The sequence below is a fragment of the Acidisoma sp. genome, assembly GCF_965199065.1.
In the GTDB taxonomy this organism is placed as follows: domain Bacteria; phylum Pseudomonadota; class Alphaproteobacteria; order Acetobacterales; family Acetobacteraceae; genus Acidisoma.
Window position 1 is genome coordinate 582920 of sequence record NZ_CBDAQN010000003.1, and the last position, 20434, is coordinate 603353.

The following is a 20434-nucleotide window of genomic DNA, read 5'->3' on the forward strand; positions in this document are numbered from 1 at the left end:
GCCTATCGGTCGATGACCAGATCGCTCAACGGCTTGGCGCAGCAGATGAGGACCATGCCCTGGTCGATCTCCCGCTGCCGGATGCCGCCCTGGTGCTGCATCGAGACTTCGCCGGACACCAGCTTGCTCTTGCAGGTGCCGCATAATCCGCGCGTGCAGGACGAGGGCAGCCGCATCCCCGCCGCCCGCGCCGCCGCCAGCACATGCGTGTCGGCCGAAACCTCGATCGTTCGGCGGCTGCGGGTGAATTCGACCTTGTAGGTTGGCACGACATCGGTATTCGCGGGCGGCGACACCGCCGCATCCACCGGCGCCAGATCCTCGAACTTGAAACTCTCCTCGTGATAGCGGGACATATCGAAACCGGCGCTTGCCAGCATCGCCCGCACGCCGGCCATGTATGGCGCCGGACCGCAGGCGAAGACCTCCCGCTCCCGGAAGTCGGGCGCCGCGAGTTCCAGCATCGGCAGGCTGAGCCGCCCACGCAGGCCGGTCCAGCTCTCGGTCGGGCTGTCACCCTCGCAGATCGGCACCGAGCGGAAGCCGGTCGAGCGCGCCATGAGCGCCTGCTCGTCACGGAAGATGATGTCCGCCGGGCTCCGCGCGCTGTGCAGGAACAGCACGTCCGTCTCCAGCGCGAGATCATGAAAGCTTCGCGCCATCGACATCAGCGGCGTGATGCCGCTCCCGGCGGACAGAAGCAGATATTTGCCATTCGGCGATGCGTGATCAACGCAGTTGAACTCGCCCATCGGCCCCATCGCCCGGATCTCGACGCCCGGCTTGATGGTCTCATGCATCCAGGGGCTGACGATCCCGCCCGCGAATCGTTTCGTCGTGACCGCGATGAGATGCGGCCGCGTCGGTGACGAGGACAGCGTGTAGCAGCGGTTGATCGCCTGTCCGTTGATGACGAGGTCGAGCGTGATGAATTGCCCCGGCTTGTAGCTGTGGCGCCGCGGCGCCCGCCCGGAAAACACGAAGGTCTTCACGTCATGCGTTTCCTGGCGCACGGCGCGGCAGACGAGCACATCGTCCTCCTCGGCGTTCCACTCCGGCAGGCGGTCATCGAGTTCCGTCGCCACTCCCAGCCGCCGGGCCGAGAGGATGCGCGCTTCGTCCGCCGTAGGGGAGGCCGACATCAGGTTAAACCAGCCGACAGGCGCCCGAGGTACCATTTGGCGAACTTCTCGACCAGCATCTCGGTGTAGGGCGAATAGGGTCCCGGCTCGTAGGCCGGGGTGCGGGCCCCCGCCTGCGCCATCTCCACCAGGGCCGCGTCCTGGGCATTGGTGGCGTTCCAGACGCCGGTGAGGTTCTCGACATCGTAGTCGATCCCCTCGCGCGCATCCTTGTGAACCAGCCACTTGGTCCGCACCAATGTTGACTCGGCATCGATCGGGATCGCCGTGAAGGTCACGATGTGGTCGCTCATGAAATGGTGCCAGGAGTTGGGCTGCGTCCAGAAGGAGAGGCCGCCGAGCTTGCTGTCGGTGAGCTGCCCGAGCAGCCGCTTAGACGCCACGCGCGTATCGAGAGTCTGGCTTTCGCCCGATTGGTCGATCGGCAGGCGCTGCGTACGGAAGCCGGTGATGCGGTCGTCGAGGTGGTCGAGCTCGGACGAGGGGATGCCGCAACTCTCCCAGCGCGCCGTGGACTGCACCACGAGGTCCTCGTAGCGCGCCGCCTGTTGCAGTTCGACCTCGTCCATCTGGCCGGGTGCGAAGCCGAAGCCGTAGGCGAACAGCGGGATGGTCAGCTCCGGGTGGTTGCCGGAGCAATGATAACACTCCCGGTTGTTCTCCATCGTGAGCTTCCAGTTGCCCCGCTCGATGAGGTCGTTGGAGGCGGCGATCTTGCAGTTCCGCAGGTCGTGCGGCGCGAGATAGGGCGTCATTGCGGCGTCCATCGCGTCGATATCGGCGGGCGCATCGGCCGCGAGGCAGATGAAGACGAGCCCGGCGATGGAGCGGACATGGACCGGCTTCAGCCCGAAGCAGCTGGTGTCGAAATCGGCGCCCATATGCTCGGCGTAGATGAGGCGGCCTTCAAGGTTGTAGGTCCACTGGTGGTAGCGGCAGACGATGTTGCCGACCGCGCCGCTCTCCTCGTGCACGAGTTTTGCTCCGCGATGGCGGCAGACATTGTGGTAGGCGCGCAGGCCCATGTCGTCGTCGCGCAGGATGACGACGGAGTGGCGGCCGAGTGAGACGGTGACGTAGTCGCCGGGCTCCGGCACTTCGGGTTCGACGCAGGCATAGATCCAGTGGCGGCCGAAGATGATCTCCATATCCGCCGCGAAGACCTCTTCGCTGGTATAGAAAGGAGCCTCAAGGCTGTAGCCCGGCTGGCGCCGCGCGATCAGCGAACGCAGCGCGGCGACCGTTCCCTCACTCAGGCCGGTTCGTCCCAAGGTTGTCATGGCCTCGATCTCCTTCTGCCGCGTGGCCGCATCCTCTGCGGCGGCGTCCGCCGGACGTGGCACGGATGCGACACCGGCTTTGCCTGAATCCGGCTCCCGCGCGCTACTCGAATATCCGCATCGCTGCCAGATGGGCGTCCGGCGGGGGAATGGTCGGCAGCCCGGGCATGTGGTCCGCCACCACGGCTCGTTCGCGCGCCCGCGCATCCGTCGGCGTAAAGCCGTGCAGCGCCTTGAACTTGCGCGAGAAATGCGCGCAGTCGGCGAACCCGGCATCGAGCGCGATCTCGGTGATCGAAAGGTCCGTATGGTCGAGCAGCCAGCGCGCGTAGCGCAGCCGCAGCAGCCGGTAATGCTGCGCCGGACGCACCCCCATCACGCTCTGGAACAGGCGCTCGAGCTGGCGCGGCGAAATGGAGAGCCGCGCGGCCAGCGTGGCGATCGGCAGCGGGTCGGCGACATGCTGCTCCATGAGCAGCAGCGCGCGGCGGACGCGTTCGTCGCCGATGACCTCGTCGGCGGCGGGAGGGTGCGGCTGCGCCTCGCTGCCCGACCGCACCCGGTCCAGCAGCAGGATGTGCCGCGCCTTCTGGGCAATGGCGCGGCCAAGATGCCGTTCGATGAGGAAGCTCGCGAGATCGGCTGTCCCGGCGCCCCCCGAGCAGGTGATGCGGTTCCCGTCGACGAAGAACATGCGGTCCGCGATGACGCGGTGGTCGGGGAACTCGGACAGAAAATCCTGGTAGCAATACCAGCTCACGCAGACGCGCCGGCCCTTCATGAGCCCGGCGCGGCATAGGATGAAACCGCCGGTGCAGAGGCCGACGAGCGTCACGCCGTCGCGCGCGGCGGCGGCGAGGTAGGCGTTCGTCTCGTCGTCGATCTGCGGCCCGGCGTGAAGCAGGCCGCCGACGACCACGATGTAGTCGAAGTTCTTCGGGTCGAGGAAGCCGCTGTCCCGCGTGATGTTGACGCCGCAGCTGGCCCGCACCGCGATCTGACGGCTGGACATGATGGTCCAGCGGCAGAGGATGCGGCGGCTGCGGTCGCCCTCGTCGGCGGCGAGGCGCAGGAAGTCGATGAAGAGCGAAAACGCCGAGAGGGTGAAGTTGTCCGCCAGGATGAAGCCCACGGAGAGCGGCGGACGGGCTCGCAGCCCGGCCATCTTGCCGTCTTCAGCCAGTTTGCCCCGGTAGAGATCAGCGACCATTGGTTCTATTACCGTTCCGGGACCGTTTCGCGAAGCGGTATCCGCCCCTCCTCTCCCGTGTCCTCGCGTTGCATCAGTGAGAGGGCGTCAGCCCTGCTCCTCCTGCGTGATGACGATAAAGGTCTTGAGAATGCTCGGCCCGAAGATCGTCGAGATGGCGACGTCCGCCGCGTCGCGGCCGATCGCGATGAGAATGCGGCCGATGCGGCGCTTGTTGTGCCGCGCGTCGAACGTGTACCAGCGGCCGCCGAGGAACGCCTGGAACCAGCCGCTGAAGTCCATCGGCGCGGTATCGGGCGGGACGCCGATATCGCCGAGATAGCCGGTGCAGTAGCGCGCCGGAATGTTCATGCAGCGGCACAGCGTGAGCGCCAGATGCGCGAAGTCGCGGCAGACGCCGGTGCCCTCCTGCCAGCCCTCGTACGCGGTCCGCGTGCTCCGCGCCGCCTGGTAGTTGAAGGTGATATGGTTGTGCGTCCACTCGACGATCGCCGCGACCTTTGCCCAGCCATCCGGCAGGTGCCCGAATTGCGACCATGCGAAGTCGAGCAGCTTCTCGGTCTCGCAGTATCGGCTGCCGAGGAGATAGACGAGCGTGTCGGGCGGCAGGTCCTCGACCGCATGCTGAATGGCGTCGGGATTGTAATCGTCCAGCACTCCGGGATCGCGGATGACCGTGTTGGCGTGGAAGGTCGTCTCGCCCGGCGGCACCATCACGCGGCTGCACAGGTTGCCGAAGAGGTCGTAGTACTGGTGGATGGGCAGCGAAGGGTTGGAGTGGATGTAATCCGGCGCCAGCAGATCGGCTGCCCGCTCCGGGCGCGTGTTCAGCATCAGGACCATCGGCGTCGGCTGCGGCACCTGGAAGGAAATTTCGTAGCCGATCCTGATAAGCATGGAGCTCTCTTTCCGTGTCGGGCGGGGGTCGGCGCCGCCTGGTTCCCAATAATGTCCGGGCAGAGCCGGATTATCGCCTTCGTTCCGGCCAAGTAAACCGGCATTCTGACGATCAGGCACGGACCCCCGCGGCGTTGCGGCGGTCCGCCCTCAGCGAATGCAAGATCCGGGCAAAGGTGCCTTCGCGTTCCGAGCGGTTTAGCTCAGCCGGTTGCGTTTGGGCGCGGCGGCAAACCGCACCGCCTCCTCCGCCGCGCGGAACAGGGCGCGCGCCTTGTGCCGGCTCTCCTCGTATTCCAGCTCCGGCACGCTGTCGGCGACCACGCCCCCACCCGCCTGCACATGCATCACGCCGTCCTTCACTACGGCGGTCCGCAGCCCGATGCAGGTGTCCATCGTGCCATCCGGCGCGAAATATCCGATGCAGCCGCCATAGATGCCGCGCCGCGTCGGCTCCAGCTCCTCGATGATCTGCATCGCCCGCACCTTCGGCGCGCCGGAGAGCGTGCCCGCCGGAAATCCCGCCGCCAGCGCGTCCAGCGCCGTCAGCCCCGGGCGCAACTTGCCCTGCACGGTCGACGAGATGTGCATGACGTGGCTGAACCGCTCGATGGCGAAACTCTCCAGCACCTTCACGCTCCCCAGTTCCGAGACGCGTCCGACGTCGTTGCGCCCGAGATCGAGCAGCATGAGATGCTCCGCCCGTTCCTTGGGGTCGGCGAGCAGTTCCGCTTCCAGCCTCGCATCCTCGGCGGGGTCGGCGTTGCGTGGCCGGGTGCCGGCCAGGGGACGGATCGTCACCAGTCCGTCGCGCAGGCGAACGAGGATTTCCGGGCTGCTGCCGACGACCGCGAAGCCGCCGAAGTCGAGGAAGAACAGGAAGGGCGCGGGGTTGATCCGCCGCAGCGCGCGATAGAGTGCGAAGGGCGGCAGCGGGAACGGCACCGAGAAGCGCTGGCTCGGCACCACCTGGAAGGCGTCGCCCGCGGCGATGTACTCCTTCATCCGCTCGACCATCTCCAGGAAGTAGCCTTTCGGCATGTTCGACTGCGGCTCGCCGAGGCTGATCGGCTCGATCGCCGCCGCTGGCAGGGGCAGCGGCTGCATCATGGCGCTCTCCACCGCATCCAGCCGCGCGACTGCGCTCTCGTGCGCGGCCTCGGCCGAGATCCCCTCGGTGGGATAGGCAGGCGCCGCGAGCGTCAGCATGTCGCGCACGTTGTCGAAGATCACGAAGACGGTCGGGCGGATGAGGATCGCCTCGGGCACGCCGAGCGCGTCCGTGTTCTTCTCGGGCAGCCGCTCCATCAGCCGCACCATGTCGTAGCCGAGGTAGCCGACGAGGCCACCGGCCATCGGCGGCAGGCCCGGCGGCAGGTCGAGCCGGTTGCGGGCGAGCAGCGCGCGCAGGCTGTCCAGCGGCAACGCCTCTTCCGGGACAAAGGCATCGGGCGTGGTCAGGGCATCGGCGTTGATGGCGGCGCGGCCGCGCTCGCAGCGCCAGATGAGGTCTGGCGCCATGCCGATGATCGAGTAGCGTCCGCGTGACGCCCCGCCCTCGATGCTTTCCAGCAGGAACGAGAAGGGCTGGCCGTGCGCCACCTTGAGGAAGGCGCCGACCGGCGTTTCGAGGTCGGCCGGGCTGTCGCGCCAGACCAGCGCGCCCTGTCCTGCCTCGTAAGCGGCGCGGAAGCGGCTGTCGGGTCCGTCGGCGATCATCGGTCGGTTGTCCTTCAGTGGTTCAAGATCAGGGTTGGGCGATCTGCTGGATGACGGCCTGATTGATGCGCGGATTGGCCCGCGCCGTCACCACCCCGGCGAACACCGCCTGCATGTCGTCCGCCAGGTTGCCGCTCAGCGACGCCTTCAGCTGCTGATAGCCGACGGGATCGGCATCCGGGTTCGGTGTCTGGATCTGCGCGAGCTGAGCGACGACGAAGCCATTCGGCGTCTCGATCATCGTGCTCTCTCCCTGCTTGAGGCTGAACAGCGGAGCGATGAGGTTCGCCGGCACCCCGGCGGGCGCCTGACCGCTACGGGTCAGCGGCGGCGTTGTCGTCACCTGCAGGCCGAGCGGCTCGGCGACCCCTTGCAGCGTGCGGCCGCCCTTCAGCGCCTGCAGCATGTTGGTCGCCGTCATCTCCTGTGTCCGCTGCATCTGCGCCGCCGTCCAGGAGGCGAGCACCTGCGGCTGCACGTCGGCATAGGCCTTGGTCGTGGCGGGGGTGATGCCGTCCACGGTCAGCGCGAAGTAGCTGTTGTCGGGACCATTGATGAGTGCTGCCGGCTGTCCGACGGCCTGCTTGAAGGCCTGGGCGACGACCGCCTGATGCAGCGCCGGCGTGCCGGGAATGGGCGCCGGCTGGCCCTGCTCGGTGAGGCCGTTGCTGTCGATCGAGCCTTCCAGAGCCGCCAGCCCGAGGTTGCCCGGCAGACGTTCCAGGGGCGTCCGTCCGGCCAGCGCGTCCTGCAGCGCATCGACGCGCTGGTTGACGAGGGCGATCGCGCGTTGCCGCGCGATTTGCTGGCGCAGCGCGGGCGCTGCCTGGGCAAAGGTCTGCGCCGCGCCGCCGGGCGTGACGGCGGTCACGTCCAGCACGGCCCAACCACCCGCGCCGTTGGCGATCGGCCCGGTCACCGTATTGGCGGGCGCCTTGAAGGCGGCCTGGGCCAAGGCGGCGCTCGGCAGTTCGGAGGCGGTGATGTTCGGCAGCAGCAGCGCCGTCGCGCCCGCAGCCGTCGCGGCTTTCTGGATGGCGCCCCAATCGGCGCCGCCCGTCCATTGGCGAGCGAGGGCCTGGGCCGCGGCCTGGTCCTGCGCCACCACCACCTCGACCGTGCGCTTCTCCGGCAGCGCCGGCGAGTTGGCGACCATGCGGTCATAGGCCGCGCGGATATCGGCCTCGGGGACGGGCATATCCCGCGCCAGAACGTCGGGGCTGAGGATCACCAGGGTGATGCGGCGATATTCGGGGGCGCTGAACTCCGTGGGGTGGTTGCTGTACCAGCGGTGCAGCACGGCGTCGGCGGGCGGGCTTGGCGCCGCGGCGGCCGCGAAGGGCAGCTGCACCAGGTCGGCGATGCGGGTCTGGTTCTCGAATGCATAGACCGTCTTCACCATCACGGCGGGCGCGGTGGCGGCGGCGCGGACCGAATCCAGCAGCTGGTTGCGGATGATCTGCGCCTGCATGAGGTGCAGGAACTCGGTCTCGCTGAGGCCGTTCGCCTGCAGCAGCTGGTCGAACTGGGTGCGGCTGAACTGGTGGTTCTGGTTCTGGAAGGCGTCCATGGCGAAGACCTCGCGGCGGACATCGGCATCGGGCGCGGCCAGGTCCATGCGGTTGGCCATCTGGTCGGTTGCCGTCTGCGCCACCAGGCGGGCCGCGGACTGCTCGGCGAGCATCAGCCGCATCTGGGGCGTGATCTGGTCCGGGCTGCCGAGCTGCTGCGCCGCCTGCTGCATCTGCTGACGGAACGCGGTCTGCACGTCCTGCGGGCTGATGGCGACCCCGCCAACGCGGGCGGCGGAATTGTCGCTCCCCAGGATGTCGGGCAGGACGTTGCCGATGCCCCAGAGCCCAAATGCCGCGATCAGCAGAATGAAGAAGATGCGGACGGGCCAGGTGTTGAGCGAGCTTCGGAGCAGAGCGAGCATCGGGCGAGTACAACCTGATCAATGAAGGGGCGCACACTTAGCAGACCGTTGGCCGTTTGCCAGTTGCCGCCTATCCGATTAAGGCGAGGCAGCTAACTGCGGGCTGCTTCAGAGCCACATGGGAGGGATGATGCGCCCACTGATCGCCGGCAACTGGAAGATGCACGGGCTGACGGAGGACTCCGCCGCCCTCGCCCGCGGGATCAGGGCCGGGCTCGGCGATCTTTCCGCGGAGGTGCTCGTCTGCCCGCCCTTCACGCAGATCGCGGCTGTTGCCGCCATCCTGGAGGGCAGCGGCGTGGCCGTCGGCGGCCAGAACTTCTATCCGGCGCCCCTCGGCCCCCACACCGGAGAGATTTCGGCGACCATGCTGCGAGACCTCGGGGCTCGCTACGTCATCCTTGGCCATTCGGAGCGCCGGGCCGACCAGGGCGAAACTGACGCCATGGTCGCCGCGAAGGTCAAGGCCGCGGTCGCGGCCGGGCTCATCCCGATCGTCTGCGTGGGCGAGACCGGTGCGCAGCGCGCGGCGGGTCAGCAGGAAGCGGTGGTTGGCGGGCAGTTGGCGGGCAGCCTGGGCGCGGAGTTCGCGGGCGTCGTCGCCTACGAGCCGATCTGGGCCATCGGCACGGGGAAGGTGCCGACTGTCGCGGACATCAGGGGAATGCACGCCTTCATCCGGGCCGAGCTGGTGCGGCTCCAGCCGGAGGGCGCAGGCACACGGATATTGTATGGCGGCTCGGTGAAGCCGGGGAACGCGGCGGAGATACTTGCGGTGCCCGAGGTCGGCGGCGCGCTGGTGGGCGGCGCCAGCCTTGTCGCCGACGACTTCCTGAGGATCATCGCCGCCGCCTGATCGTGGTAGGGCAGCCCGGCCAAGGCCGTTCAGGCTCCGTCGCGCAGCCCACGAATGCGCCGGGGTAGCTGACCGCTGACGATCCGCCCTACCTACAACCGGTCGCCGCTGCTATAGCGCACCGCAACACGTAAGCCTCCTGGCGCCTCCCTGGCGAGTTGCCGCGTGGCCTCGTGCCCGCAGAGATACCCAAGGATCGCGCCATGGCCCGCCGCAGACAGCTCTATGAGGGAAAAGCGAAGATCCTCTTCGAAGGGCCGGAACCCGGCACCCTCGTGCAGTACTTCAAGGACGATGCCACCGCCTTCAACGCCCAGAAGAAGGGCGTCATCACCGGCAAAGGCGTGCTCAACAACCGCATCAGCGAGTTCCTGATGCTCCGCCTCGGCGAGATCGGCGTCCCCACCCATTTCGTCCGGCGTCTGAACATGCGCGAGCAGCTCATCCGCGAGGTCGAGATCATCCCGCTGGAAGTCGTGGTCCGCAATGTCGCCGCCGGCAGCATCTCGACGCGGCTCGGCATCCCGGAGGGCACCCGCCTGCCACGCTCGATCATCGAGTATTATTACAAAAACGACGGGCTGAACGACCCGATGGTGGCCGAGGAGCACATCACCGCCTTCGGCTGGGCGGCGCCCGCGGACATGGACGACATCGTCTCCCTCACCCTCCGGATCAACGACTTCCTGACCGGCCTGTTCCTCGGCGTCGGCATCACCCTCGTCGACTTCAAGCTGGAGTTCGGCCGGCTCTGGGAGAACGAGGAGATGCGGATTGTGTTGGCCGACGAGATCAGCCCGGACAACTGCCGCCTGTGGGACACGAAGACTAACGAGAAGATGGACAAGGACCGCTTCCGCCGCGACCTCGGCAAGGTCGAGGAGGCCTATCAGGAGGTGGCCAAGCGGCTCGGCATCCTGCCCGAGGCCGGGATGCGAGACCTCAAGGGGCCGGAGATCATGCAATGAAGGCGATCGTCACCGTCATGCTGAAGCCGGGCGTGCTCGATCCGCAGGGCCGCGCCATCGGCCACGCGCTGGAAACGCTCGGTTTCGCGGGCGTGGGTGAGGTTCGCGCCGGCAAGGTCATCGAGCTTGATCTCGCCGAGACGGACGCGGCCCGGGCACGCGCGAGCGCCGAGGCAATGGCGTCCAAGTTGCTCGCCAACACAGTCATCGAGAGTTTCCGCGTCGAGGTGGTGTAGCGCGCTCCAACGGACGAACCCCGGCGGCAAGACCGTTTTCTGAGGTTCGTAAGATCGAATTAAGACACTTCCGGTTAAAGGATGCGTAATCGGAATCGGTGTCAGCGTGTCACATCCTCTGCAGAGTTCACTCGACGGCGTTCAGCGTCTAGTCGGGGCCGGCGTCCACACGGCACGCGGGGCTCTGAAATATAATCGTCTGGTGCCGATCATTCTCGGGGCTGCTCTGCTCGGGCCATCGATGTTCGCGCTCTGGGCGGCGATCTCCGGGTATCAGGCGGGAGTTTTGGCCGCAGAGGCAGCCGGGCTTCCGGATCTGCTGGAGGAAGCCCGCTACTCTGCCGTCCAGCAGGAGTTGTTGCGGCTCTCATTCACAGTGGCGCCCAGTCCCGCTCTCCGCCTGCGGACCCTCCGGCAAGCGCAGGAGGTGGCAGTCGACCTCGAGCTGGCTCGCGCGCTGGCCGAACCTGCCCCGGCCCGCGCCATCAAGGCGTTGGAGGTCATCGAGGAGCAATATCGGGCGGAAGTTGCGGGCGCCCTGGCGCCCAGCATTCCACCGGCGGGCGGTATCGGGCCTGTTCCAGGCGCCCTTCTGCTGGACCGGCTCAAGGCTGGCATCTGGATGGCGACGCTGGCCGCGCTAGACCGGGAGGCTGTCTTCGACGACCGCGAGCGGCAAATCCAGCGGGACGTCCTGATCGCGACACCCCTGGTGCTCGGCATCGACGTGACGCTGGTCTCCGCCGTGCTGCTGTTGATATGGGCCAAGGGACGACGCGACCGGCAAGGTGCGGCTCGCGAAGCCGCCGCCCTGGCGCGGAGTGAGCGGCGTTCGTCCGCGCTGATGCAGAACTCGTTGGACGTGGTTTTCGTCAGCAGCGCCGAAGGGATCATTACCTACTGGGGCACGACCGCCGCTCAGCTCTGGGGTTACGCCGACGATCGTCTCCTCGGCCTGCCGGTCGCGGACCTGATCCACCCGGACGACCGGACCGTGTTCGAGGAGTTGTGGCACCTGATAACGCTGAGCGAGGGCGCGGCCGGCAACATGGAGGGCCGGGCGCTCCTCCAGGATGGGTCCTGGCGTCAGGTGGAACTCATCCTGACCAACCTCATGCAGGAACCGGCGGTCGCAGGCATCGTCATGACGGCCCGCGACATCGAGGCCCGCAAGGCTTTCGAAACGCAGATGACGCAGCGCGCCTTCTTCGATGCGCTGACCGGCCTGCCCAACCGCCTTTTGCTGCATGACCGCCTCGAACAGGCGCTGGTCCGTGCCACGCGGCACCGGCGCGCGATCGCCCTGTTGTTCATCGACCTCGACAACTTCAAGCTCATCAACGACAGCCTCGGTCACACCGTAGGCGACGATCTGCTGATCAAGGCGGCTGCGAGGCTGCTGGCCTGCGGGCGTGCCGAGGATACGGTGGCCCGCCTTGGCGGAGACGAATTCGTGGTGCTGATCGACAAGCTGGTCAGCGAGGCGGATGCCGCCGACGTGGCGGAACACATCGCCAGGCAGTTCCTCTGCCCATTCCCACTTGACGGGCGGGACGTGGTGGTCACTGCCAGCATAGGCCTGGCCTTGGGCTACCCCGACCGTGACACTGCGGAGTCTATGCTGCGCAACGCGGACGTCGCCATGTATCGCGCGAAGGCCAGCGGCAAGGGCCAGCTCGTCGTGTTCGACCCGAGCATGCACCGCGACAGCCTCGCACGGCTGGATCTCGGAGAGGATCTGCGCCACGCGCTGGAGCGCGATGAGTTCCGCCTCCACTACCAGCCCATCGTCGACATGGCTTCGGGCCGGATCGTGGAGGCCGAGGCGCTGGTCCGCTGGCAGCATCCCGTGCGCGGGCTGGTGTCGCCCGGCGAATTCATCCCGGTCGCGGAGGAGATGGGCCTGATCATACCGCTCGGCCGCTGGGTGCTCGAAAATGCCTGTCGTCAGGCGGCCGAATGGGCGAAGACCCTGCCGATCGATCCGCCGATCGCCATCAGCGTCAATATTTCGCCGCGGGAGTTTCAGCAGCTCAACCTCGATCTCGAAGTGGCAGAGGTGCTGCGCCGGACCGGGTTGCCGCCCAGTTGCCTCAAACTGGAGATCACCGAGGGCGTGATCATGGACGATGTCGAGTGGACCATCGCGATGATGGGCAAGCTGAAAAAGATCGGGGTAAAACTCGCGGTGGACGATTTCGGCACCGGCTACTCGTCCCTCGCCTATCTGAAGCGCCTGCCGTTGGATGTCCTCAAGATAGACCAGTCCTTCGTGAAGGGCATCGGCAGCGTCCGCGAGGACAGCGCGATCGTGCAGGCGATCCTGTCGCTCGCGCAGTCGCTCAACCTCGATGTCACCGGCGAGGGTATCGAGACCGCCGAGCAGGCCGAGATGCTGAGCCAGTGGAACTGCACGCGGGGTCAGGGCTACTTTTTCCTGAAGCCGGTGGATGCCGAGCGTGCGACGACCTTCCTGCGGGCGTCCTGCCGTCCTGGGGCTGATTTGCGAATGTCTGTCGCAAGCGACGCGGCCGCCCTTCCGCTGGCTCATTCGCTGACCTAGCGCGGTTCGGCGGCCGTCATGCCGCTGAAGCCGGGCTCCACGGCGCCACCGCATCGCACCGTCGTCGCCCCCGAGGGGTGCCTTGCCGATGAACAGGTGCTATCCACCGACGTGAACGCTACTGCTTGCGTGGCGCTCTACCCTGTGTGTGCACTGACATGAGTCCTCTGACATGAGTATGCGGGCCGGCATCGTTATCTTTCCCGGCACCAACCGGGAACGCGACATGGCGATCGCGCTCACCCGCGCCAGCGGCGGCCAGGCGCCGGTCATGATCTGGCACAAGGACGCGACACTGCCGCCGCTCGACCTCGTCGTGCTGCCCGGCGGCTTCAGCCACGGCGATTACCTGCGCTGCGGCGCCATGGCCGCCCAGTCCCCCGTCATGCGCGCAGTCCAGGATTTCGCGGCTGGAGGCGGCTACGTGCTCGGCGTCTGCAACGGCTTTCAGATCCTCACCGAGGCCGGGCTCCTCCCGGGCGCGCTGCTCCGCAACGCGGGGTTGCGGTTTCTCGCCCAGGACCATCATCTCCGTGTCGAGCGAACCGACACCGTCTTCACCCGCAATTACGCCGAGGGCCAGGTGATCCGGGTGGTGCTCGCGCATGGCGACGGCAACTACGTGGCGGACGCGGACACGCTCGACCGGCTGGAAGGCGAAGGCCACGTCGCCTTCCGCTACTGCCGTGCCGGCGGCGAGATCGGGCCGGACGCCAACCCCAACGGCAGCGCGCGCTCCATCGCGGGCATCACCTCGGCCGATCGCCGTATCATGGGGCTCATGCCCCACCCCGAAGACTACGTGGACGCGCTGATGGGCGGCGAGGACGGCGCGCCGATGTTCCAGGGGCTGGTCGAGGCGCTGGCAGCATGAGTGGCCGTTCCGTCGACGAGAAACTCGCCCGCGAATTTGGGCTCAACGCCGAGGAGTATGGGCGCGTCCTCGCCATCATGGGCCGCGTGCCGAGCCTCACCGAACTCGGCATCTTCAGCGTCATGTGGTCGGAGCACTGCTCCTACAAATCCTCCCGGGTCTGGCTGAAGGAGCTTCCTACCAAGGCCGACTGGGTAGTGCATGGCCCGGGCGAGAATGCCGGCGTCGTCGATATCGGCGACGGGCTCACCGCCATCTTCAAGATGGAGAGCCACAACCACCCGAGCTTCATCGAGCCCTACCAGGGCGCCGCCACCGGCGTCGGCGGCATCCTGCGTGACGTGTTCACGATGGGTGCGCGACCGATCGCGAACCTCAACGCGCTGCGCTTCGGCCGCCCCGAGAACCCGCGCACCAAGCGTGTGGTCGATGGCGTGGTGCGCGGCATCGGCGGCTACGGCAACTGTGTCGGCGTGCCGACGGTCGGCGGCGAGGTGAACTTCCACGCGGCCTATGACGGCAACCCGCTGGTCAATGCGATGACGGTCGGGATCGCTCAGAAAGACCGCATTTTCCTCTCAGCCGCGGCGGGCATCGGCAACCCCGTCGTCTATGTCGGCTCCAAGACCGGGCGCGACGGCATCCACGGCGCGACCATGGCGAGCGCCGAGTTCGACGCGAACTCCGAGGAGAAGCGCCCGACCGTGCAGGTCGGCGATCCCTTCACCGAGAAGCTGCTCATCGAGGCCTGTCTCGAACTGATGGCCACCGACGCGATCGTCGGCATCCAGGACATGGGCGCCGCCGGCCTCACCAGCTCGGCGGTAGAGATGGCGGGCAAGGGCAATGTCGGCATCGAACTCGACCTCGACGCCGTGCCCCAGCGCGAAACGGGCATGACCGCCTACGAGATGATGCTGTCGGAGAGCCAGGAGCGGATGCTCATGGTGCTGCGTCCCGGCGCCGAGGACCTCGCCCGCGCCATCTTCGACAAGTGGGACCTCGACTTCGCCGTCATCGGACGGATTACCGATACCGGCCGCATCGTCATCCGCCACCAGGGCGTGCTGGAGGCGGACATCGCCCTCCAGCCGCTGTCGGACGAGGCGCCGCTCTATCGCCGCCCCGTCCAGTGGCCGGTGCCCCCCGAACCGCTGGACCATGCGGCCATCGAGAGCCCGATGCCGGTCGACCGCGCGCTGTTGCAGCTGATCGCGAGCCCCGACCTCTGCTCGCGCGCCTGGATCTGGAACCAGTATGACGCCGTCGTCGGCGGCCAGACCGTCAAGCGGCCCGGTGCCGCGGACGCCGCCATCGTCAAGATCGACGGCTCCCAGCGGGCGCTGGCGCTCACCACGGATTGCACGCCGCGCTACTGCCAGGCGGACCCGAAGATGGGCGCCTGCCAGGCGGTCGCAGAGGCGTGGCGCAACATCACCGCGACCGGCGCCCGGCCGCTCGCCATCACCGACAACATGAACTTCGGCAACCCCGAGAAGCCCGAGATCATGGGCCAGTTCGCCGCCGCGATCCAAGGCATGGCCGCGGCCTGCAACGCGCTCGACTTCCCCGTCGTCTCCGGCAACGTCAGCCTCTACAACGAGACCGAAGGCCGTGGGATCCTCCCCACTCCGGCGATCGGCGGTCTCGGCGTGATCGAGGATGCGCGGCTCGCGCGCGGCATCGCCCTCGCCCCGCGGCTCGACCTCGTGCTGATCGGCGAGACCACGGGCTGGCTGGGCCAGTCCCTCTGGCTGCGCGAGATCGCCGGCCGCGAGGAGGGCGCGCCCCCGCCGGTCAACCTTGTCGCCGAGCGACGCCACGGCGACTTTGTCCGCCACCAGATCGCGGAAGGCGGCATCCACGCCTGCCACGACGTGTCCGATGGCGGGCTGCTCGTGGCGCTGGCGGAGATGGCGCTGGCGGGGAACGTCGGCTGTGCGCTCGAGGAGCCGCCGGACGGCGTTTCGGCCACCGGCTTCTGGTTCGGCGAGGACCAGTCCCGCTACGTGATCGCGGCGGCGGACGCCAGCGGGTTGCTGGCGGCGGCGCGGACGGCGGGCGTGCCCGCGCGGCTTCTCGGACGTAGCGGAGGGAATGAATTGACATGCCCGGGGATAGTTTCAATATCCCTGAACGAGCTACGGGAAGCGCATGAGCGCTTCTTCGCCAGCTGGATGGGCTGACGTTGGGAATTGGGAGAGAGACGGCATGGCGATGTCCGCCGGCGCGATCGAAAGCCTAATCCGTGCCGCCATTCCTGACGCGCGGGTGACGGTCGAGGATTTGGCCGGTGACGGCGATCACTATGCTGCTACAGTGGTGAGTGAACAGTTTCGCGGCTTGTCCCGGCTGAAACAACATCAAATGATCTACGCGGCGTTACAGGGACGTATGGGCGGGGAGCTTCATGCACTCGCCCTGCAGACTTCGGCGCCCGAATAAGGAGATAATCATGGCTCAAGACCTCGTCGCCGAGCGTATCACCAAGGATATCACCGAGAACCCGGTGATGCTCTACATGAAGGGGACGGCCATGTTCCCTCAGTGTGGCTTTTCCGCTCGCGTGGTGCAGATCCTCAGCCACATGAACGTGCCCTTCAAGACGGCAAATGTTCTCGAGGACATGGAGCTGCGCGACGGGATCAAGAAGTTTTCCAACTGGCCGACCGTTCCACAGCTTTATGTCAAAGGCGAGTTCGTCGGTGGGTGCGATATCGTGACGGAGATGTATCAGACCGGTGAGTTGTCGACGCTGCTCAACGAGCACGGCATCACCCACTCGGTCGCCGCCTAGCCAACAACATCTGAATGAGGGTCGCGGTTGTTGTCGCGGCCCGGGATGTCGCGCCGTTCATCGGCGACGCCGTCCAGTCCGTGCTGTCGCAGGGACACGCGGACCTGACGCTGACGGTTGTCGATGACGGCTCAGTGGACGGTACACGCGACATTGTCGCGGAATTCCAAGACGACCGCCTGCAGCTGATCGGCGAGGATGGGCGTGGGGTGTCGTGCGCCCGCAACCGAGGCGCCCGCGACGATTTTGGCGCTGATGCGCTGCTGTTTCTGGATGGGGACGACTGGCTCGCGCCGGATGCGCTGGAGCGGTTGACGGCCGCGCTCGTCCAGGATGCCGAGGCCGTGGCGGCGCATGGACCCTTCGCGTTTGTGGCGGCCGGGGCAACCCCCGCGGCGCCCGGCCGTCCGGACCGGCGGTCGGCGCCTATTACGCGCGACCTGCTCACGTCGCTCATGCTGGGCAATCTCTTCGTCAACGGCGGCCATGTTCTCATCCGAACCGCAGCTTGGGCGGCAGCGGGACCCTTCTGCGAAAATCTCACCTTTGCCGAGGACTGGGAGTTCTGGCTGCGGCTGGCGCTGCAGGGGCCGTTTCTGGCTGTGGACGGGCCGCCCCTGTTGTTCGTCCGCCGCCGGACCGGCAGCCTCATGCATGGCGCTGCGACGCGCATGGAGGCTTACCGTCCCGCCTTGGCGGCGGTCGCGGCAAACGCGGCCATCGCGCATCGGCTGGGCCGACCGCTGTTTGCCCGGCTGCTGCGCCAGTCGGAGCTTGAACTGGCCTGGACGCTCGGCCGCGAGATGCTTCGGCGCGGCGATCCTGCCAGTGCGCGGCCGCTGCTCTGGCGCGGCGTCTGGGGCCGCCCTCGCCCGCAACGCCTTGCCGTCCTGGCGCTGGCTTTCGCTAAAGGGAGGTGATCGCCGATGCGGGGTGACAGGCCCATCCTTCTGTTTGCCTGCCCGACCGTGCCCTCCGACATCTGGGTTCCGGAGTTTGCCCGCCTCCTGCCGGAGATCGAGATCCGTCTGTGGCCGGAGATCGGCGATGCGGCGGAAGTCGACTACGCCTTCGTCTGGCATCCGCCTGCCGGCCTGTTCCCCCGCCTGACGCGCCTGAGGGTCATCTTCTCGCTCGGCGCAGGGGTGGAGAGCCTGCTGGCAAACCCCGAGATACCCCGCGACACGCCGCTGATCCGCATGGTCGATCCATCCCTGGGCGCAGGCATGGCCGAGTTCGTGCTGATGCAGGTGCTGCACTACCATCGCGAGATGCCGCAGGTGGCGGCAAACCAGCGGGCACGGCTTTGGGAGGCTAGGCGGCCACCCGTGGCGCAGGACCGCAAGGTCGGCATCCTCGGCTATGGCCAGTTGGGCGCGCACTGCGCGGAGGTTCTCGCCCGCCTGGGCTTCGACGTGGCGGTCTGGTCGCGCACGCCCCGCCCGATGGTCGCAGGCCTGACGGGCTTTGTGGGACCCGAGGCGTTGCCGCGCTTCTTCGCCCGCACCGAGATCGTCGTCTGCCTCCTGCCGCTCACGCCGGAGACGGCCGGCATTTTGAATGCCGAGGCCTTCGCAGCCATGCCGCGCGGCGGCTACGTCATCAATGTCGGGCGCGGCGGGCACCTCGTGGAGGCGGATCTGCTGGCGGCGCTGGACCTGGGCCAGATCGCGGGCGCGACGCTCGATGTGTTCGCCGTCGAGCCGCTTCCGGCCGGGCATCCCTTCTGGGCGCATGATCGGATCACGGTGGTGCCGCATATCGCCGCGCTGACCCAGCCGCGGACGGCAGTGCCCGCGATCGCCGAGAACATCCGCCGCGACCGTGCCGGCCTGCCGCTGCTGCACGAGGTGGATCGGGCACGGGGCTACTGAGGATGCCCTTGGCCGCCATCCCCGGTTCATGACAATAACGCGGCAATACGCGAAGGGGATGGAACCGCATGGCCTATGATGTCGTCTCGCTGGGCGAGCTGCTCATCGACATGGTGCCGCTGCCGGCCCCGCCCGGCGCGCTGAACTTCGCCGCCAAACCGGGTGGAGCGCCGGGCAACGCCGCCGTCGGGCTCGCCAAGCTCGGGCGCTCCGTCGCCATGCTCAGCAAAGTCGGCGATGACGCTTTCGGGCGCCTGCTCACTGCCACTATCGCCGCCTCGGGCGCATCCGTGGAGGCCATCGTGGTGTCGCCCGAGCACCTGACCGGCGTCGCCGTGGTGACCCTCGACGCCCACGGCGACCGCGACTTCCTGTTCTACCGGCAGGACTGCGCCGACGTGAACTACGCGCCGGACGAAGTGCGCGCCGATCTCATCCGGGGCGCGCGCATCCTGCACGTCAACAGCCTCGTGCTGGCGAGCCCGGTGTCGGCAAGCGCGCAGCGGCATGCCATGGCCGTGGCCCAGGCGGCAGGCATCCTGATCTCGGTCGATCCCAATCTGCGGCCGCTTCTCTGGGGCAGCCGGGAGGCGATGATCGCGGCGGCCCGCGAGGTGGTGGCGGTCGCCAATATCCTCAAGATCGGCGAGGACGAGCTTCGGATCATCACGGGCATCGCCGACACCACGGCGGCGCTGGACGCAATCTGGCACGAGGAGCTGAAGGTGGTTGCCGTCACGCGGGGGGCTGAAGGCGCCGCCATCCTCACGCGCTCGGCGAATGTGAGCGTACCGGGCGTCGCGGTGAAGGTCGTCGACACCACGGGCTGCGGAGACAGCTTCATGGCGGCGTTCCTCACCGGCCTGCTCGACACGGGTCTGCCCGACGGGGACATGAACCTCTCGGCCAACAACCTGGCGGAGATCGGCCGTTTTGCCTGCGCCGCCGGGGCGATCACCGCGACCGCGCCGGGCGGCATGGATGCGATGCCGACGCGGGATGAGGTTGCGGCGTTCTTGACGAAAACGTTCCAGTAGCGGTGTTGATCCGGCTGTCAATATGACCGTTCGTTGCAGCCATTTGAACTTGTTGCAATCCGCTTGGCGTCTTCCGGACGTGACGCTATAAGCCGGGCCGATCGCCCCGACCGGCGCCACCGACTGGCGCCCATCCGGGGTCAGAGCGAGTTAGCGGAGAGCCTTGCCGCATGATGATTACGCTGCCTCAAGACTACCGTCCGAGCGAGGACGAAGAGTTCATGAACCCTCTCCAGGTGGAGTATTTCCGCCGCAAACTCCTCCGCTGGCAGGATGAATTGCTGAGGGAGGCGAATGGCACCCTGCTCAGCCTCTCGGAGGGCGGCATCATGGAAGCCGACATCACCGACCGGGCGAGCGTCGAGACCGACCGCGCGCTGGAGCTACGCACGCGGGACCGGGCGCGCAAGCTGATCTCCAAGATCGATCAGGCGCTGCAACGCGTCGAGAACGGCACCTACGGCTTTTGCGAGGACACCGGCGAGCCCATCGGGTTGCGGCGGCTGGAGGCGCGGCCGATTGCGACCCTTTCCATCGAGGCGCAGGAGCGCCACGAGCGGATGGAGCGCGTTCACCGGGACGACTGAGCGCAGGCCTGCTGCGCTTTGCATCCGGGCGCGCCTTCGGTAGAAGGCGCGCGGGCCATCCTCACTCCGGCCCTGCATAAAGGCTGCGCATGTTCACCGTCCTGCTCGTCATCCATGTCCTCGTCACGCTGGCACTGATCGGCGTCGTCCTGATCCAGCGCAGCGAAGGCGGCGGCCTCGGCATCGGCGGCGGACAAGGCATGGGCAGCTTCATGACCGGGCGCGGAACCGCCAACCTCCTCACCCGCACCACCGCCATTCTGGCCACCGTGTTCCTCGCGCTGTCGCTTCTCCTCGCGCTGATGACGCGGAACACAACGACCAGCGCCGGCGCCATCTTCGACGCGCCGCCGCTTTCCACGACCGCGCCCGCAACGACGACGCCACTGGGCGCTCACGCACCCGCGCCCGCAGGTCCTGCAGCGCCGGCCAAGCCCGCCGTCCCCGCCACGCCTTGA

General features: G+C 67.5%; 20 protein-coding genes. 14 read left to right on the forward strand and 6 right to left on the reverse strand.

Annotation, left to right across the window (positions count from 1 at the left end; all coding sequences use genetic code 11):
- Positions 1 to 2: 2 nt before the first annotated feature.
- The 6 genes from ACOEQ1_RS10885 to ACOEQ1_RS10910 all read right to left on the reverse strand — a co-directional run bounded on the left by ACOEQ1_RS10885 (position 3) and on the right by ACOEQ1_RS10910 (position 8184).
- Positions 3 to 1142 carry a 2Fe-2S iron-sulfur cluster-binding protein gene (locus ACOEQ1_RS10885; protein ID WP_419759270.1) on the reverse strand — a complete coding sequence of 380 codons (1140 nt, stop codon included), beginning with the start codon at positions 1140 to 1142 and terminating at the stop codon, positions 3 to 5.
- Complete coding sequence (locus tag ACOEQ1_RS10890) at positions 1142 to 2485, reverse strand: aromatic ring-hydroxylating oxygenase subunit alpha (protein ID WP_419759271.1); 1344 nt, start codon at positions 2483 to 2485, stop codon at positions 1142 to 1144. The genes ACOEQ1_RS10885 and ACOEQ1_RS10890 overlap by 1 nt, the downstream gene beginning before the upstream one ends.
- A 40-nt stretch (positions 2486 to 2525) precedes the next feature.
- Positions 2526 to 3632 (reverse strand): GlxA family transcriptional regulator, encoded by a 1107-nt coding sequence (locus tag ACOEQ1_RS10895; RefSeq protein ID WP_419759272.1) that lies wholly within the window; start codon positions 3630 to 3632, stop codon positions 2526 to 2528.
- 87 nt (positions 3633 to 3719) lie between these two features.
- Positions 3720 to 4529: a transglutaminase-like domain-containing protein gene (locus ACOEQ1_RS10900; protein WP_419759273.1), complete on the reverse strand. Its 810-nt coding sequence runs from the start codon at positions 4527 to 4529 to the stop codon at positions 3720 to 3722.
- A gap of 198 nt (positions 4530 to 4727) precedes the next feature.
- Complete coding sequence (gene trpE / locus ACOEQ1_RS10905; protein WP_419759274.1) at positions 4728 to 6248, reverse strand: anthranilate synthase component I; 1521 nt, start codon at positions 6246 to 6248, stop codon at positions 4728 to 4730.
- Positions 6249 to 6276: 28 nt separating this feature from the next.
- Positions 6277 to 8184 (reverse strand): peptidylprolyl isomerase, encoded by a 1908-nt coding sequence (locus ACOEQ1_RS10910; RefSeq protein WP_419759275.1) that lies wholly within the window; start codon positions 8182 to 8184, stop codon positions 6277 to 6279.
- A 130-nt stretch (positions 8185 to 8314) separates the two neighbouring features.
- Between ACOEQ1_RS10910 and tpiA the strand changes: the two genes are divergently transcribed.
- The 14 genes from tpiA (at position 8315) to secG (ending at position 20434) form a co-directional block, all read left to right on the forward strand.
- Entirely contained in the window at positions 8315 to 9040 is a 726-nt protein-coding gene (gene tpiA, locus ACOEQ1_RS10915; protein WP_419759276.1) for a triose-phosphate isomerase, read from the forward strand.
- Positions 9041 to 9243: 203 nt separating this feature from the next.
- Entirely contained in the window at positions 9244 to 10008 is a 765-nt protein-coding gene (gene purC, locus ACOEQ1_RS10920) for a phosphoribosylaminoimidazolesuccinocarboxamide synthase (protein ID WP_419759277.1), read from the forward strand.
- Positions 10005 to 10244: a phosphoribosylformylglycinamidine synthase subunit PurS gene (gene purS, locus ACOEQ1_RS10925; RefSeq protein ID WP_419759278.1), complete on the forward strand. Its 240-nt coding sequence runs from the start codon at positions 10005 to 10007 to the stop codon at positions 10242 to 10244. The genes purC and purS overlap by 4 nt, the downstream gene beginning before the upstream one ends.
- A gap of 106 nt (positions 10245 to 10350) precedes the next feature.
- The gene (locus ACOEQ1_RS10930) at positions 10351 to 12807 is read left to right on the forward strand and encodes a putative bifunctional diguanylate cyclase/phosphodiesterase (RefSeq protein WP_419759279.1); all 2457 of its coding nucleotides are present in this window, start codon (positions 10351 to 10353) and stop codon (positions 12805 to 12807) included.
- 18 nt (positions 12808 to 12825) lie between these two features.
- Positions 12826 to 12969 carry a hypothetical protein gene (locus ACOEQ1_RS10935; RefSeq protein WP_419759280.1) on the forward strand — a complete coding sequence of 48 codons (144 nt, stop codon included), beginning with the start codon at positions 12826 to 12828 and terminating at the stop codon, positions 12967 to 12969.
- Between the two features lie 16 nt (positions 12970 to 12985).
- Positions 12986 to 13681, forward strand: coding sequence for a phosphoribosylformylglycinamidine synthase subunit PurQ (purQ, locus tag ACOEQ1_RS10940; protein WP_419760680.1), 696 nt, complete (start codon positions 12986 to 12988; stop codon positions 13679 to 13681).
- Positions 13678 to 15867: a phosphoribosylformylglycinamidine synthase subunit PurL gene (gene purL / locus ACOEQ1_RS10945; protein WP_419759281.1), complete on the forward strand. Its 2190-nt coding sequence runs from the start codon at positions 13678 to 13680 to the stop codon at positions 15865 to 15867. The genes purQ and purL overlap by 4 nt, the downstream gene beginning before the upstream one ends.
- Positions 15868 to 15892: 25 nt before the next feature.
- Positions 15893 to 16126, forward strand: a complete 234-nt coding sequence (locus ACOEQ1_RS10950) for a BolA family protein (protein ID WP_419759282.1) — start codon at positions 15893 to 15895, stop codon at positions 16124 to 16126.
- Between the two features lie 10 nt (positions 16127 to 16136).
- Positions 16137 to 16478, forward strand: a complete 342-nt coding sequence (grxD, locus tag ACOEQ1_RS10955) for a Grx4 family monothiol glutaredoxin (RefSeq protein WP_419759283.1) — start codon at positions 16137 to 16139, stop codon at positions 16476 to 16478.
- Between the two features lie 14 nt (positions 16479 to 16492).
- Positions 16493 to 17398, forward strand: a complete 906-nt coding sequence (locus ACOEQ1_RS10960) for a glycosyltransferase (protein WP_419759284.1) — start codon at positions 16493 to 16495, stop codon at positions 17396 to 17398.
- 6 nt (positions 17399 to 17404) lie between these two features.
- On the forward strand, positions 17405 to 18352 hold the full coding sequence (locus ACOEQ1_RS10965; protein ID WP_419759285.1) for a 2-hydroxyacid dehydrogenase: 948 nt from the start codon (positions 17405 to 17407) through the stop codon (positions 18350 to 18352).
- Between the two features lie 68 nt (positions 18353 to 18420).
- The gene (locus ACOEQ1_RS10970; protein ID WP_419759286.1) at positions 18421 to 19389 is read left to right on the forward strand and encodes a carbohydrate kinase family protein; all 969 of its coding nucleotides are present in this window, start codon (positions 18421 to 18423) and stop codon (positions 19387 to 19389) included.
- A 173-nt stretch (positions 19390 to 19562) separates the two neighbouring features.
- Positions 19563 to 19976, forward strand: a complete 414-nt coding sequence (gene dksA, locus ACOEQ1_RS10975) for an RNA polymerase-binding protein DksA (protein WP_419760681.1) — start codon at positions 19563 to 19565, stop codon at positions 19974 to 19976.
- 89 nt (positions 19977 to 20065) lie between these two features.
- Complete coding sequence (gene secG, locus ACOEQ1_RS10980; protein WP_419759287.1) at positions 20066 to 20434, forward strand: preprotein translocase subunit SecG; 369 nt, start codon at positions 20066 to 20068, stop codon at positions 20432 to 20434.

Coding starts and splice junctions, on each gene's coding strand:
- ACOEQ1_RS10885 (WP_419759270.1), bottom strand. CDS start 1,142: ATGTCGGCCTCCCCTACGGCGGACGAAGCGCGCATCCTCTCGGCCCGG.
- ACOEQ1_RS10895 (WP_419759272.1), bottom strand. CDS start 3,632: ATGGTCGCTGATCTCTACCGGGGCAAACTGGCTGAAGACGGCAAGATG.
- ACOEQ1_RS10900 (WP_419759273.1), bottom strand. CDS start 4,529: ATGCTTATCAGGATCGGCTACGAAATTTCCTTCCAGGTGCCGCAGCCG.
- trpE (WP_419759274.1), bottom strand. CDS start 6,248: ATGATCGCCGACGGACCCGACAGCCGCTTCCGCGCCGCTTACGAGGCA.
- ACOEQ1_RS10910 (WP_419759275.1), bottom strand. CDS start 8,184: ATGCTCGCTCTGCTCCGAAGCTCGCTCAACACCTGGCCCGTCCGCATC.
- tpiA (WP_419759276.1), top strand. CDS start 8,315: ATGCGCCCACTGATCGCCGGCAACTGGAAGATGCACGGGCTGACGGAG.
- purC (WP_419759277.1), top strand. CDS start 9,244: ATGGCCCGCCGCAGACAGCTCTATGAGGGAAAAGCGAAGATCCTCTTC.
- purS (WP_419759278.1), top strand. CDS start 10,005: ATGAAGGCGATCGTCACCGTCATGCTGAAGCCGGGCGTGCTCGATCCG.
- ACOEQ1_RS10935 (WP_419759280.1), top strand. CDS start 12,826: ATGCCGCTGAAGCCGGGCTCCACGGCGCCACCGCATCGCACCGTCGTC.
- purQ (WP_419760680.1), top strand. CDS start 12,986: ATGCGGGCCGGCATCGTTATCTTTCCCGGCACCAACCGGGAACGCGAC.
- purL (WP_419759281.1), top strand. CDS start 13,678: ATGAGTGGCCGTTCCGTCGACGAGAAACTCGCCCGCGAATTTGGGCTC.
- ACOEQ1_RS10950 (WP_419759282.1), top strand. CDS start 15,893: ATGGCGATGTCCGCCGGCGCGATCGAAAGCCTAATCCGTGCCGCCATT.
- grxD (WP_419759283.1), top strand. CDS start 16,137: ATGGCTCAAGACCTCGTCGCCGAGCGTATCACCAAGGATATCACCGAG.
- ACOEQ1_RS10960 (WP_419759284.1), top strand. CDS start 16,493: ATGAGGGTCGCGGTTGTTGTCGCGGCCCGGGATGTCGCGCCGTTCATC.
- ACOEQ1_RS10965 (WP_419759285.1), top strand. CDS start 17,405: ATGCGGGGTGACAGGCCCATCCTTCTGTTTGCCTGCCCGACCGTGCCC.
- ACOEQ1_RS10970 (WP_419759286.1), top strand. CDS start 18,421: ATGGCCTATGATGTCGTCTCGCTGGGCGAGCTGCTCATCGACATGGTG.
- dksA (WP_419760681.1), top strand. CDS start 19,563: ATGATTACGCTGCCTCAAGACTACCGTCCGAGCGAGGACGAAGAGTTC.
- secG (WP_419759287.1), top strand. CDS start 20,066: ATGTTCACCGTCCTGCTCGTCATCCATGTCCTCGTCACGCTGGCACTG.